13 protein-coding genes are annotated in these 15,075 nt (G+C 31.9%); 5 read left to right on the top strand and 8 right to left on the bottom strand.

All coding sequences use genetic code 11. From position 1 onward, the window contains the following. Window positions 1-4: 4 nt before the first annotated feature. The 5 genes from sdhA to sdhC all read right to left on the bottom strand — a co-directional run bounded on the left by sdhA (window position 5) and on the right by sdhC (window position 4,951). Complete coding sequence (sdhA, locus tag ACN1AG_RS04070; RefSeq protein WP_417905545.1) at window positions 5-1,795, bottom strand: succinate dehydrogenase flavoprotein subunit; 1,791 nt, start codon at window positions 1,793-1,795, stop codon at window positions 5-7. A gap of 294 nt (window positions 1,796-2,089) precedes the next feature. Continuing rightward, window positions 2,090-2,983, bottom strand: coding sequence for a HEPN domain-containing protein (locus tag ACN1AG_RS04075; protein ID WP_417905546.1), 894 nt, complete (start codon window positions 2,981-2,983; stop codon window positions 2,090-2,092). Between the two features lie 265 nt (window positions 2,984-3,248). After that, a complete protein-coding gene (locus tag ACN1AG_RS04080) occupies window positions 3,249-4,142 on the bottom strand; it encodes a HEPN domain-containing protein (protein WP_367363861.1) in 894 nt (297 codons plus the stop codon). Window positions 4,143-4,163: 21 nt separating this feature from the next. Then, complete coding sequence (gene sdhD / locus ACN1AG_RS04085) at window positions 4,164-4,547, bottom strand: succinate dehydrogenase, hydrophobic membrane anchor protein (protein ID WP_417905547.1); 384 nt, start codon at window positions 4,545-4,547, stop codon at window positions 4,164-4,166. A 14-nt stretch (window positions 4,548-4,561) separates the two neighbouring features. Continuing rightward, window positions 4,562-4,951 carry a succinate dehydrogenase, cytochrome b556 subunit gene (sdhC, locus tag ACN1AG_RS04090; protein ID WP_367363859.1) on the bottom strand — a complete coding sequence of 130 codons (390 nt, stop codon included), beginning with the start codon at window positions 4,949-4,951 and terminating at the stop codon, window positions 4,562-4,564. A 189-nt stretch (window positions 4,952-5,140) separates the two neighbouring features. Here sdhC and ACN1AG_RS04095 point away from each other — a divergent pair, with 189 nt between their 5' ends. The 3 genes from ACN1AG_RS04095 to ACN1AG_RS04105 are packed head-to-tail and all read left to right on the top strand — an operon-like array spanning window position 5,141 to window position 5,807. Then, window positions 5,141-5,362 (top strand): hypothetical protein, encoded by a 222-nt coding sequence (locus ACN1AG_RS04095; protein ID WP_367363858.1) that lies wholly within the window; start codon window positions 5,141-5,143, stop codon window positions 5,360-5,362. 38 nt (window positions 5,363-5,400) lie between these two features. Next, window positions 5,401-5,472, top strand: coding sequence for a hypothetical protein (locus tag ACN1AG_RS04100; RefSeq protein ID WP_417905588.1), 72 nt, complete (start codon window positions 5,401-5,403; stop codon window positions 5,470-5,472). 53 nt (window positions 5,473-5,525) lie between these two features. Continuing rightward, the gene (locus ACN1AG_RS04105) at window positions 5,526-5,807 is read left to right on the top strand and encodes a type II toxin-antitoxin system PemK/MazF family toxin (protein WP_417905548.1); all 282 of its coding nucleotides are present in this window, start codon (window positions 5,526-5,528) and stop codon (window positions 5,805-5,807) included. 66 nt (window positions 5,808-5,873) lie between these two features. On the opposite strand, the gene ACN1AG_RS04110 is transcribed toward ACN1AG_RS04105, so the two are convergent. Beyond that, window positions 5,874-8,393, bottom strand: coding sequence for a DUF3971 domain-containing protein (locus ACN1AG_RS04110; protein ID WP_417905549.1), 2,520 nt, complete (start codon window positions 8,391-8,393; stop codon window positions 5,874-5,876). A 108-nt stretch (window positions 8,394-8,501) separates the two neighbouring features. On the opposite strand from ACN1AG_RS04110, the gene ACN1AG_RS04115 reads away from it, so the two are divergent. Together ACN1AG_RS04115 and dnaE are read left to right on the top strand one after the other, a co-directional pair. Further along, window positions 8,502-9,806 carry a UDP-glucose dehydrogenase family protein gene (locus ACN1AG_RS04115; protein ID WP_417905589.1) on the top strand — a complete coding sequence of 435 codons (1,305 nt, stop codon included), beginning with the start codon at window positions 8,502-8,504 and terminating at the stop codon, window positions 9,804-9,806. Continuing rightward, complete coding sequence (gene dnaE, locus ACN1AG_RS04120) at window positions 9,796-13,254, top strand: DNA polymerase III subunit alpha (protein WP_417905550.1); 3,459 nt, start codon at window positions 9,796-9,798, stop codon at window positions 13,252-13,254. Before ACN1AG_RS04115 ends, dnaE begins: the two co-directional genes overlap by 11 nt. On the opposite strand, the gene ACN1AG_RS04125 is transcribed toward dnaE, so the two are convergent. Further along, on the bottom strand, window positions 13,225-14,385 hold the full coding sequence (locus ACN1AG_RS04125; protein ID WP_417905590.1) for an MFS transporter: 1,161 nt from the start codon (window positions 14,383-14,385) through the stop codon (window positions 13,225-13,227). The two genes, dnaE and ACN1AG_RS04125, sit on opposite strands and share 30 nt — an antisense overlap. A gap of 35 nt (window positions 14,386-14,420) precedes the next feature. Continuing rightward, window positions 14,421-14,843, bottom strand: coding sequence for a glycine-rich domain-containing protein (locus ACN1AG_RS04130; protein WP_417905551.1), 423 nt, complete (start codon window positions 14,841-14,843; stop codon window positions 14,421-14,423). Window positions 14,844-15,075 lie beyond the last annotated feature (232 nt).

The raw sequence follows: 15,075 nt of genomic DNA on the forward strand, positions 1-15,075 counted from the left end.
ATTCTTAATAAACTCGTTTAGCTGGCGAAATGCTATCTACTTCATCTGTTAAAGTTGTAAGAGTTACCGGTTTATAATCCAGTTTAACATTACCTTGCTCATCAATCCAAGCGAGTGTATGTTTCATCCATTCTTCATCATTACGCTCTGGGTAATCTTCCCTAGAGTGAGCCCCCCTACTCTCTTTTCTAGCCGCTGCGCAGTGCACAGTAATTACCGCTTGATCTAATAAATTAGCTAGTTCTAATGCTTCAACTAGGTCGCTGTTCCATATTAATGATCTATCATTAACCTGAATATTTGCATATTCCTTTCTTACCTGGTCAATCATTTCTATTCCTTCATCTAGCACCTCTTGAGTTCTAAATACCGCTGCATGATTTTGCATAATTTTTTGCATTTTAAGTCTTAAGTCAGCTACTGGTAGACCTCCTTTAGCATGACGTATACCATCAAATCTGCTAATTATTTTATCCAATATAGACTCCGGCAAGCTTTTATGCTTTTGCCCTACTTTAACAATTTCAGCAGCTTTTTGTGCTGCGGCTCTACCAAATACTACTAAATCAAGTAAAGAGTTTGATCCCAAGCGATTCGCACCGTGTACTGAAACACAAGCTGCTTCACCAATTGACATCAACCCGGAAATAATCTTATTATGATTATCCTGACCTTTATCAATCACTTGACCATGGTAATTTGTTGGTATTCCCCCCATATTATAATGTACTGTTGGTAACACAGGTATTGGCTGGATGTTAACATTAACCGAGGCAAAAATTTTGGCTGTTTCCGAAATACCGGGTAAACGTTCGTGAAGAATTTCCGGCGGCAAATGATCTAAATGTAAAAATACATGATCTTTATGCTCACCTACCCCCCTACCCTCTCTGATTTCCATGGTAATAGCTCTTGATACTACATCTCTTGAAGCAAGGTCCTTAGCAGCGGGAGCATATCGTTCCATAAATCGCTCTCCATTAGAATTTACTAAATACCCACCTTCTCCTCTAGCACCTTCGGTAATTAAGCAGCCAGCCCCATATATACCAGTTGGATGGAATTGGACAAATTCCATATCTTGCAAGGCAATAGAACTTCTTGCCGCCATGCCACCTCCATCACCAGTACAAGTATGAGCACTTGTCGCAGAAAAATAAGCTCTACCATACCCACCAGTAGCTAATACCACTAAGTGAGCATGGAAACAGTGAATTGTTCCGTCATCAAGATTCCAAGCAACTACCCCTACACATTCTCCATTATTCATTAATAAATCAAGAGCAAAATATTCGATAAAAAATTGAGCTTTATTTTTTAAAGCCTGTTGATATAAAGTATGTAATATTGCATGACCAGTACGATCTGCTGCAGCACAAGTCCTTTGAGCTGCTTGTCCCTTACCATAATTTGTTGTCATACCACCAAAGGGGCGTTGATAAATTTTACCTTCTTCTGTTCGAGAAAAAGGTACTCCATAATGCTCAAGCTCTAGCACTGCTGCAGCTGCATGTTTACACATATACTCAATTGCGTCCTGATCACCCAACCAATCCGAACCTTTTACTGTGTCGTACATATGCCAACGCCAATCATCTTGCCCCATATTACCAAGAGAAGCACTAATGCCACCTTGGGCAGCCACAGTATGACTTCTAGTTGGGAAAACCTTGCTAATGCAAGCAGTATTTAAGCCCTCTTTCGCCATACCAAAAGTAGCCCTAAGACCAGCTCCACCTGCTCCAACTACCACTACATCAAATTGATGGTGGATAATATTATAAGATTTAGACATTTATATAAATTCCTTTTGTTACAGAATATACAGGGTAATTTAAAAGTTACACTCTAGAGTTGAAATAAGTAATTATTAAGAACATCAAACGTCATTGCGAGGAGTGCGTAAGCACGACGAAGCAATCCAGGAAACGAAAGAAATAAATTATCGTATTTTTGCTGGATTGCTTCGTCGGTTGCAGCAAGCAACCTCCTCGCAATGACGCTTGCAATCACATATCCACCTAAAATTACTTCAGTTTTTCAATTTTAAAGTGTGACTTTTAAATTACCCTGAGAATATATCATATATTTATTCTTGACTAAGCTTTTCCAAACAAATTTTTTCAGTAATTTTTTGCAATTGCTCTACTCGGTCAATTAAATAAAGCAACTGCTCCTTAGTGATCCTGTAGTTTTTGTCATATCTTGCTTTAACATAAGCATCACGAAGTAATGTGAAACATTTTTTTTGCTCTTCACTTTCATATGGAAATATTCGACAAAGATCATGATAAAAAATCCGTGCAGTTTGGTTTAGTTCTAATAGATCATGTAATTTAGGTTTATAACCGTCAAATACTAATAAAATAGCATTATAAAAACTCTCGGTAGCTTGGTGAAGTAAAAAGGCTGATATACGATAGTTTCCTCTTTTTAACGGATATTGACAACTAATAAAAAATTCTTGACCTAAACCAAACCAATATTCATATTCTTCTGCAGCTATTGGTCTGCGTTCAGACCATGGCAGATCCTTAGCTTCAGATAGAACAAACTCGCCAGTATCATATAGCAAAATTCCTTCTTTTCTAATATCACGAAAAAAATACTTACCTTTTTCAAGTTGGTCATTTACAAAGTGGATAGACTCAACTATTAGTGTCACGGATGGTTGTGTCATGACCACTAATCGGTCTGTATTAATATCTATTGGGAATTTTCTTTCTAATCTTTTTTCTATATTATGTTTTAAGTTAATAGCTTGATATCCAGCATATTTTCTTTTCTTTAAGACCAATAACAGATCTATATCACTCTGATAATACTCCCTTGAGGATAGATCTTGTACCCAATCACCTCTAGCATAGGAGCCAAATAAAATTATCATTGCTATTTTTGATCTTCCAGAAGCTAGAATTTCTTGGACAATAATGTCTAATCTTTCTTTAATAACTAATGAACGTTCAGGTAATGTGGTTTTCATAAGATTATTTTTATTAATCCATCAGATTACTATACAGGGTCATTTAAAAGCCATAGCCATTAGTTGTTATAGATGTAAGTTTAACCACTACCGATGTCATCTCTACTTTGGTGCGGAATCCATAATACTTAATAGTCTTTCAGGCTATTTTTTTTAGATTCCCGCCGTTGCTAAGAATAACATCGAGTGCATATTAAGCACTTTTTCCTTTATCTATTAGACCTGTAGCCCGACTTTTAAATTACCCTGAGAATATATCATATATTTATTCTTGACTAAGCTTTTCCAAACAAATTTTTTCAGTAATTTTTTGCAATTGCTCTACTCGGTCAATTAAATAAAGCAACTGCTCCATAGTAATCCTGTAGTTTTTGTCATATCTTGCTCTAACATAAGCATCACGAAGTAATGTAAAACATTCTTTTTGCTCTTCACTTTCATATGGAAATATTCGACAAAGGTCATGATAAAAAATCCGTGCACTTTGGTTTAGTTCTAATAAATCATGTACTTTAGGTTTATAACCATCAAATACTAACAAAATAGCATTATAAAAACTCTCAGTAGCTTGATGAAGCAAAAAAGCTGATTCGCGATAATTGTCATCTTCAAAAAAAGCCTTGATTCCAATAAATAGTTTTTTTCCTCTACCAAACCAATTTTCATATTCTTCTGCAGCTATTGGTCTGCGATCGTGCCATGGCAAGTCCTTAGCTTCCGATAGTACAAATTCATCACTATCATATAGTAGAATTCCTTCTTTTCTAATATCACGAAAAAAATACTTACCTTTTTCAAGCTGGTCATTTACAAAGTGGATAGACTCAACTATTAGTGTCACGGATGGTTGTGTCATGGCCACTAATCGGTCTGTATTAATATCTATTGGGAATTTTCTTTCTAATCTTTTTTCTATATTATGTTTTAAGTTAATAGCTTGATATCCAGCATATTTTCTTTTCTTTAAGACCAATAACAGATCTATATCACTCTGATAATACTCCCTTGAGGATAGATCTTGTACCCAATCACCTCTAGCATAGGAGCCAAATAAAATTATCATTGCTATTTTTGATCTTCCAGAAGCTAGAATTTCTTGGACAATAATGTCTAATCTTTCTTTAATAACTAATGAACGTTCAGGTAATGTGGTTTTCATAAGATTATTTTTATTAATCCATCAGATTACTATAACATAAAATAATGCTACCACTAAGAATGCAATCGTTATAATGCAAAATATTTTAAGTAATATAATTAACCCTGTGCGGAGCTTAACACAACTAATATAATCTTCAATTACCACACGCATACCAAGTATTGAATGATAGAAAGAGGTAATAACCAATATTCCTAAAGGAACAATATTGTAAGGTCTTTGTAAAGTACTAACAAAATGAGTAAAACCCTCTCTAGTAGCATATTTAATAAAAAATATTAGCCAAATAGAACAAATTGCTAAAATAATAGCTGTTATTCTTTGATGCAACCAGTGACTCGAACCACTTTTTGCCGAACCAACCCCTTTAGCTTTTGCCAAATCTGTCCTTAAATTATTATTCATATAGAGGCCATAAGTTAAATTAACAACCAAAAAGCTAATGTCATCAATATCGAAGCTACTACCACAAACCAACCTGTGAAGTTAATAGCCCTTATTGAAAAGCAATGCCCACTATCCCAAATTAAGTGACGCACCCCATTACATAAATGATAAAACCATGCAAAACTTATGAATATTAGAGGAATTCTAAGTAAATTACATTTAAAGCACTGTAAATATTCAGGATCAAATTTGCTAAAAGCTAATAAAATAAAGCACCACGACAATATTGATAGTCCAAAAAATAAGCCTATCCCCGTTATACGATGCAAAATAGACAAAACAGAGCTTATCTGTTTTTTATATATCGTCAAATGAGGAGAAGTAGGCCTACTATTATAAATTTCCTGCTTTGTTTTTGTCATAAGTTTCTGTCATAAATTATCTATAGTGTAATCTAGATCCTGAAATAAATTCAGGATGAAGTCCCTATAACTCTAAATAGCAACAGTATAAACGCTAGTTAGAAAATACTCAAGTTTTCTTGCAATAATTTGTATTAGACCTATTTGGTTATTGTATAATAACTATTATACAATAATGAAGTTAATTTTATGAAAACGATGAGTATTAGTTTAAACGAGACCTTATATGATAAATTAAAATATATGATTCCTTCTAAAAAAATTAGTAACTTTGTAAGCAATGCTATTGCTAAAGAATTAAAAAAAAAGGAACTGGAACTTACTTTGGCATATAAAGATGCAGAGCAAGATAATGAACGTCAAAATTTGCTAAAAGAGTGGGATGCAATAGATGACATTAGTAAAAAATAATACGAGGCAATATTTATTGGGTAAATCTTGATCCAACAATTGGAACTGAAATTCAAAAAACAAGACCTGCAATAGTTATATACTCAAATGATTTGAAGAATTGGATTTGAAAATGAATGGTGAGCAAGCGGAGCGTACATATAGTACGTGAGCATGCGAATCCATGATATTTTCAAAAAACAATTATTCAAATCATTTGAGTATATCTAATAATATTCAGAATAAAATATCTAGTAGAGTAATAATTATCCCCATTACCTCAAATATTAATAATATTTTTCCTTTTGAAGTAAGAGTTACAGTTAATAACAAAACTGCAAAAGCGTTAACTGATCAAATTAGAACCATAGATAAATCTAGATTGGGAGAGTTTATAGAACAGTTGAATAAAACTGAAATTATTAATATTGAAAAAGCTATTAAAGTTACTTTAAGTTTGACTTAAGTAACCTAGGTTCGATATAACAAGTTATCAGTATCATCTCTGCTCGGGTTGATGATATCGGGACTATTACTCCTTATACTTCATCTCCATAGAGTAAGGCACAACCTTTGAAAATATTTTACCAATTACTGGTATTTTAGTGATAACGTTACTTGCAAAAAAGAAAGAAGGTATTACATTACCTTTAAGCTTCATTTGATGTTTATTAGTATCAATTGTGCCTTGCATTGTAAAATCAAAAAATGGTCCAGTAGCTGATGTATCAGCAATATTTATGGTATTACCTATATAACTAAATCTACCTGTCATGTTCCTAAACATGATATCCTTATTATTTAATATAAAACTCATAAAACCTGGGAAAGAAACAAATGATACCATTCTAGTAAGAAAAGGCACATCGGTAGTAACAAAGTACTTTATATCAAATGTTCCATCTACGATTGGTATCACTTCTCCCTTTTTGGCATCATATCTTTTTGTATCAAGTGTCAGATTTATAATACCAGATTTCATTTTATTATACATACCAATACCTCTAAATAAAGCTCCAGCATTATCACAGGTAACTATCCATTGTTCCATATCTTTTTTATCTGTAAGTAGCATTTTAAAAGATCTAGTACCAATTTTTGAATTTAAAGAACCAGAAAAACATTTTATTTTATTACAATCAATTTGTAAATTAAGCTTATCAAGTATTATATTATTTTTTAACCTTACCCTATCTACATCAACTGTTAAATGAATATTTTTTGGATCTCCTTCTTTCTCTAAGAATTGCATCATATTAGATTCAGACAAATCTAGTTGTTTTCCCTGAATTTGAGCATTCAAGCTATCTTTACCTAAAAGCAATTTCCCTACTAGATCAGTCGTATTATACTTCATCACAGGTAAAGTAACATCGTACTTATCTTCTACTACTTTAACCTTACCAACTATTTTTAAGTTATTTTCTCCCGAAAGATTAAAATCAATATCACCATTTAGGTTATTATATAACTTGCCAGTCAAAGTAAACTTAGCTTCACTACCAAGTTTTTTACGTATAGATATTTTATCAATATAAAATTCTAAGTTTTTGAGGTTAGTATTGGCTTTAATGAAGCTTTTCCCATTTTTTTGCTCTTTATATTCAAAATCTAGTACACTACTACCTGAGATTAACTTTAATATACCAACCTTTTGGTTATTACCCATAATGGTAGTTTTTACTTTTAATAGAGTCTGATAATCATCTTGGTTATTATCAGTGACATTAACATCGATAAGTAAATTACTGTCATAACCATTAATTTTACCTATACCGATTAAGTTTAGCTTATCGCCATTAAATGTTCCAGTTATTTTGGCATTTTTTAATATGACATTGTCACTAAATGCCTTGCCATTTACTCCCGTTATTATTGTAGAAATGTCATAAGTATTTTTGATAACTGGGCTAATCGGTATTATTATGGCAATTTTTGAATTAGCGATTCCAGTAATCTTTTTAAGATCGATCCCTTGTTTTTTTACCTTGTTATAATCCTCATTTGACATGAAATCAATTAAATCGTTAACACTCCCCTTAGCATTAGCATTAACGATGAAATTTGATTTATCCATCCCTTGCCAATCAAAAGTTATTATCCCACCCGAAATAAGACTATCACTACTATATGCTTGATTTAATATGAACTTAACAGATAGCCCAGATATAGTAACATCAGTATCAATTTTTCGTAAAGGGGGATAGTCTTTATCATATTGATATTCAAGATCTACAACATGCAGCTTGGCTTTCAATGCGGTTTCTAGGGAGATATTTTTCTCTAAAGAATTTTTATCAAAATTAAAATCAAACTCTCCATTTCTAATATAACCACCTTTCATATATTCCTGTAGAAATAAAATTACTTGGTTATCAGGAATAATTTTCTCAGCAATTTGATAAATCATTATAGGAATATTCTGAGCATTACCACTGGCTTGAATTATGCTACCATCCAATACACTATTGAATAATAGATAGGCTTTATCACCAAACTCTAGTTTGCAATTGATTGATTTCTTAGAAGCTCTAGAAATTTTACTGTTATAGGAACAAAATCCTTCACCATCAGGTAATTTTTCACCATAACTATCAAGCAAAGAAATATTTTTTATAGAACCTAAGTTTAACTGTGTTTCAATCTTATTTTTAAAAAAATCCACAATGGATTTACCAGATATTTTAGCATTTATTACTAGTTGATTATCTTTAGAGATTAAGGAAAAACTATCTATATCAATAGTACTAAGAATTAAAGGCTTGGTTGTTATATCATCAATAATAAAACTGATTTTGAAATTAGTAATTTCACCTTGGGCGTTATTTGCTAAATCCATAAAGATTTTATCGATTGATAGAATATTATTTCTTACTTGTAAGTTACCTATCCGTATTTTCATAGCTTTTTTATCAAGGTAAAATTCTATTACCTTCTTAATTGGCTTATCTAAATATCCTTTACTACTACTTAATATTAATAAACTTAAAATTACTACAACTGTGCAAACTATTATGCTTAGGCTAATAAAAAATCTTTTAATGAGCATCATCTTGTTATTTAGTACTTGATCAGTTAATATATACTTTGCAGCAATATAGCACAACAAACTTGTTGCACTAAGTATATACTGAAAAAAATTTGAAAATTATTTATGAATATTAGACTTCATTTTATAGGCACTGGTTACGTTGGATTAGTATCTGGCATAATGATGAGTTACCTAGGACACGACGTTACTTGCTTAGATACCGATATTTCTAAAATCGATCAGCTTAAAAAAAATATTTTACCAATTTATGAACCAAAATTAGCCAAGTACCTACCACCATTAGTGAAGTCTAGTAAGTTGAAGTTTACAGCCAGCTACTCGGCTGAACTAAGAAACTCCCAAGCGGTATTTATTACAGTAGGAACACCACCACTACCTTCAGGGGAGGCAGATTTACAATATATTTTTACTGCTATCGATAATTTATGTGAATGGATCAACGATGATTGTTTGATTGTTATTAAATCAACTGTACCTCCAACAACATGTAACCAAATTATTGATTATTTAAAAAAAAGAAATCTTAAATTTCCTGTTGCCTCAAATCCTGAATTTCTTAGAGAAGGTACTGCTGTAGATGACTTTTTAAACCCTGATAGAATATTAATTGGCACAAATAATAAACACGCAGAAGATTTATTAAAAAAGATCTACCTGCCTTTAACTACAAAGAATATATCTCTTATATGTACTGATTTGGTTACTGCAGAACTTACCAAATATGCCTCAAACGCTTTCTTAGCAACAAAGATTGCTTTTATTAATGAAATGGCAAATTTATGTGAGAAAACTGGGGCAAATATCAAAGAACTCTCGATTGCTATGGGACTCGACAAGAGAATAGGTAAAGAATCTTTAAATGCTGGACCTGGATTTGGTGGTTCATGTTTTCCTAAGGATCTCTTAGCACTTTCACAAATAGCAGGGCATTATCAATGTAACTTACAAATAGTTAATTCTGTTATAAGTAGTAATGATCAGAGGGTCTATGATATGGCGGATAGGATTCATTATATCATAAATGATAATTTGACTAATAAAAATATTACTGTATTGGGTCTTACTTATAAGGCTGGTACAGATGATATTAGAAGCAGCCCTAGTATTAAAATCATCAAAATTCTAGTTGATAAAGGAGCTAATATTAGAGCCTTCGATCCAATAGGTATGGATAATGCTAAAAAAGAGCTAAAAAATATATTTTTTGCCGATTCAGCACTTAGTGCTTGCCAAAATAGTGATATAATTGTAGTGGCAACCGAATGGTCGGAGTTTAAAGATTTAGATTGGTCGCTTATTCGCCGTCAAGTTAAATCTCCTATAATTATCGATCTCAGGCATATTCTTGACGGAGATATGCTAAAATCTCTTGGGTTTAAATATTATCTTATTGGTACGCAATATGAAGTTTGATTTTATTCACTTAAGAGTACAAAGCTCATATTCATTTCTTGAGAGTGCCTTAACAATTGATCGTATAGTAGAACTGGCACAATTACACAAAATGCCAGCAATTTGTTTAGCAGATAAGGGTAACTTATTTGGCTCATTAGAGTTTGCTTTAAGTAGCTGCAGAGCAGGGGTACAACCTATAAATGGGGCAATTGTAAACGTTGCTTTTACTAAAGATAACTTTTGTGAAATTGTGCTTATTGCTAAGGATGAAATTGGTTATAAAAATCTACTGAAGGCTGTGAGTGATAGTTTTACCAAAAATGATCGTAAAATTTGTAATCATATTACTTTTGATGATTTGGTTAAGTATAATGAAGGGCTTATTATCTTATCCGGTTATACTGATGGAATAATTGGCAAAAGCCTAATTGATGGGAACGAAGAATTAGCCATTTTTTGGACCACTAAGCTACAAAGCATTTTTGGTGATCGTTTCTATTTTGAGATTATGCGGCATAATTTAGCAATAGAACAATCTATAGAAGAAAATTATATAAAAATAGCCGATAACCTTGGTATTCCACTAATTGCCACCAACAAAGTATTGTTTAGCGATGTTAACATGCATGATGCACATGATGTATTATTATGCATATCTGCTGGTGTTAGTAAAGAAGAGGAGAATCGTAAAAAGGTTAGTACTGGATGTTATTTTAAATCACCAAAAGAAATGCTAGAACTTTTTAGTGATTTACCTGATGCTGTACAAAATACCGTGCATTTAGCTCAAAGATGCCATTTTATGGCACATGCTAATCCACCAATGTTACCAAATTTCTCTAGTCTAGATATTAATGAAACAGATCTAATTAAGCAAAACTCTACAGCAGGATTACTATCAAGACTTGATACAAAATTTAAATGGGAAAATATTGCCATAGATAAACAGCAAGATATTAAACAACAATATCTAACTCGTCTTAATTACGAACTAGATATTATTTGTCGGATGGATTTTGCTGGCTATTTTCTTATAGTTTCTGACTTCATAAAATGGAGTAAGCAACAAGGTATCATGGTAGGACCTGGTAGAGGCTCTGGGGCGGGATCAATAGTTGCTTGGAGTCTTCTTATCACTGATCTTGATCCTATTAAATTTGGTCTACTATTTGAGCGTTTTTTGAACCCTGAACGTATATCAATGCCAGATTTTGATATTGATTTTTGTCAAGAACGACGAGAAGAAGTTATTAATTATGTACGTTCTAAATACGGGGATAATAAAGTTGGTCAAATCATCACTTTTGGTAAGATGCAGGCAAAAGCTGTTATCAAAGATGTATCACGAGTTCTTGGCTTGCCTTATAAATATGCCGAATATCTAACTGAGCTTGTGCCATTTAATGCTGTTACTCCCGTTACATTAAATCAGGCTATAAAGGAAGTAAAGGAGTTGAACAACGCCGCCCATGGCAGCGGTCTATATAATTTAGATGGTCAAGAAGAGCTAATAAAACAAGTATTGGATACATCCCTAGTACTTGAGGGACTTAACAGGCATGCTTCTACACATGCAGCGGGAATCGTTATAGCTGGCAAAGATTTAGTAGAAATATTACCAGTTTATAAAGACCTAAATTCGGATATGTTGGTAGTACAATATTCCATGAAATATGCTGAGATTGCTGGTTTAATTAAATTTGATTTTTTAGGTCTGCAAACTCTGACTGTTATTACTAAATGTCTAGAATTATTAAAACAGCAAGACATAAATATTGATTTTAGTAATATGCTATTTGATGATCAAAAAACTTATGAACTGCTGTGTAGTGGTAGAGCTACCGGTGTTTTCCAATTTGAAAGTAGTGGAATGCAGGATACTTTAAGACGTCTTAAACCTGACTCCATCCAAGATATAATAGCGTTAGGAGCATTATATCGCCCTGGTCCTATGGATAATATCCCAACTTATATTGCTTGTAAGCACGGTTTGCAGCTACCAGATTACTTGCATGAGATGCTTAAACCAATTTTAGAAGAGACTTATGGAGTTGTTATATATCAGGAACAGGTCTTAGAAATTGCCAAAGTAATTGCCGGCTATAGCTTAGGTGGAGCAGATTTACTTCGTAAAGCCATGGGCAAAAAAATAAAATCTGAAATGGCAGAGCAAGAAGAAACTTTTATTAAAGGTGCGATAGCTAACAATATTTCACGCCAGCAAGCAGAGTCTATTTTTACAACAGTGGCTAAATTTGCTAGCTATGGTTTTAATAAAGCACACGCATCAGCTTATGGTGTAATATCTTATCAAACCGCCTATCTGAAAGCAAATTTTCCAGCCGAATTTTTGGTAGCTTGCTTAAATCTTGAATTAAATAATCATGATAAAATCAATCTATTCATACAAGAAGCTAGAAATAATAACATTACTATTATCCCTCCTAATATCAATCTTTCTAACGGTTACTTTAGTACTAATCATGAAGAAGGAAAGACATTTATCATCTATGCCCTAGCTGCTATCAAAAGTGTTACAGCTACTTTTGGCAAAATATTAGCAGAAGAAAGAGTTAAAAATGGTAAGTTTAAAAATATTATAGATTTTATTGAGAGACTACCTCTTAAATCTATTAATCGAAAATTATTAGAGAATCTTATTAAAGCCGGGTGTTTTGATACGTTACATTCTAATCGTAATCAGTTACTGTTAAGTATCGCTAAACTTTTAGCTTATGCCTCTTCCTACCATGCAGAAAAAGTTTCTGATCAATTTAGCCTGATTAAGGTAAATTCTACAAATCAGCATGTCTTAGTAGAAGCAGAACCACTTGATAATAATACTGTCTCTTCTTATGAATTTGAAGTATTAGGACTATTCATTACGCTACATCCATTATCAAAATATCAAGATTTGCTAGCTAGGCTTAATATTGCAACATCACTTGACTTACAAAATGATAATGGTTCTACTTCTAGTAGGCAGATAAGGATAGCTGGGGTAATACAAAAAAAAGATTCACGTATGTCATCTCGTGGAAGGTTTGTAACCTTACAACTATCCGATCAATTTGGTATTTTCGAATTAACTATTTATAGTGAAGAAATACTTAAAAATTTTGTTCACTTACTTGACATTCAATGTCTGGTTGTGACAAACTGTGATTTGTTTAAGGATGCTGGGGGAACAAGGTTAATCGCTAAAAGCTTCACAACTATTGACGATATAATGAATGAAGAACGACTAGAAATAAAACTCTATCCTCAAAATCATTATGAACTATGTCAAATCGTTGATTTGCTTAAAAACCGTATTAGCCCTGAACGTAGTAATACAAGAATAATTTTACTGCTTAAAGTGAGTATAGATAATAACTTTACTGCTAGAGTCTATTTACCAGAAATTTTATGTCTAGAAACTGAAGATTTTGAATTTTTAAATCGGTTTATGCTTATAAGACCATAATAACATCAGCGTAAATAAGCAAGTTATAGAGATCACTATAGATGTTAATGAGTATCCAATAAGGTCAACACATAGTGATGATATACTCATAAAAGTAATCATAAGTAGGGTGACTGAGGTATTGATGAAGGTGATCATATAACCTATTTCAATTTTTGGTATATTATATAATATATGAGAAAGTGATATAGAATAAATTGATTGATACAAGAAGATAAAAACAAAATACAGAAATAAAGCTATAAATTCATTAGTAACACAGCTTATTATACCTATGATAAAGCAGTTGATGATGCAACCTAATTGCTGCATGCAAGTATTTTTTTTAGTAATTTTCATTGTTGTATATAAAGCACCAGTAACTAATCCTATAGTTGCTGCTATTTGGAATAAAGCAATATGATTATAATTATTATTTTCAAATTGTGATGGAATAAGTATCCTAGATATTTGGTAAAACCCAAAGAAGAAAACAGTGGATATGAGAATATGATACAAGTTTTGTAATTGTAATTTATTCTTTAAAATATTTTGTAGACACTTAAATAAAGAATATTGCACCATATCTTTGCTAGTTATGTCGTTATTTTTGTCTAGTTTATATAATTTAAAAACAATATAACAAACTAATACTACTATGCTATTTATTAAGTTAATATTTAATATTTGTATAAAACTATTATTCTCAGTTATATACAAAAGTACTACACCTCCCAAGAAAGCTCCTAAAGTTTTTGCACTATCAAAAAATGAAAAACATTGATTATGTAATACAGGATTAATATACCTTTTTATAGATGTAATAGATATGTTCCTATTCAATGCTTCTGATAGACCCCTTAGAGAAATTAATAGGTATATTATGTATAAATCCTTTGTGGTTATATAGAACATACTTACTATCAACAATGAGTTTAATATACTATTAATTACCAGTATATTAATGCTTTTGTATAAATTACTCACCTGAGCTATGAAGTTGCTACATACAATAGGTAAAACCCATATAACAGAAAAAACTGAAGAGGATAAAAAAAGCGAAACGGTTGTATCTAAAATATCTTTAGATACAAAAATCAATAACACCGTATTTGATATTGCTTGACTCAATGAAGCGGTATACAGCAACATAAACCGCAAATCTTTAAAAATATCCAGCAATTTAATTAATCAACATATGTTTCTTCAGTTTCGTATAATTCCTCTTTAAATTCTTTTTCATAGAAATACAGAGTATTTTCAAAACATTTATAGAGATTACTTTTATCTGACCCCATACTAAAATAAGGATTGTGGTGCTGATAATACCCAAATATTTTTTGGCAATCTTCCTGGTATTTCCGTGTATCTAATATATGATAATGCCAAAATATATCAATATCCTTAGATGGTGGAAGATCTATTGAATCATACTTTACCCATAAAAATAACATACGTCTATATTGTTCTTCTACTATGTCAAGTTTTTGTTGACTCCAACCTTCAAATTCCTCTTCTTGCATTTTATTTTTTTGTATTGTGAAATCAAGAGAAGATATTTTATCCCAAACAACGTTAATATCTTGAACGTACTGTATTATAGCTCCCATTTTAGCCCCCTATAATTAACAAGCTGTAATTAACCTGAATTCGATGTAACAAGTTACATCGAACTTCCGTGATATATATAGAAACAATCAGGTTTGAAGCGGTTCGGTGCTTGATTATTAAAATATAACAAAGCCAGTTCTATATAAGAATTATTAATTCTTATATAGAACTTAGGTTAATTAAGGGGGGAAAATTTACCTCCCCCTATTTTTTAGTATATGCACAACTTGC

This window comes from Candidatus Tisiphia endosymbiont of Micropterix aruncella (assembly GCF_965178575.1).
Classification (GTDB): domain Bacteria; phylum Pseudomonadota; class Alphaproteobacteria; order Rickettsiales; family Rickettsiaceae; genus Tisiphia.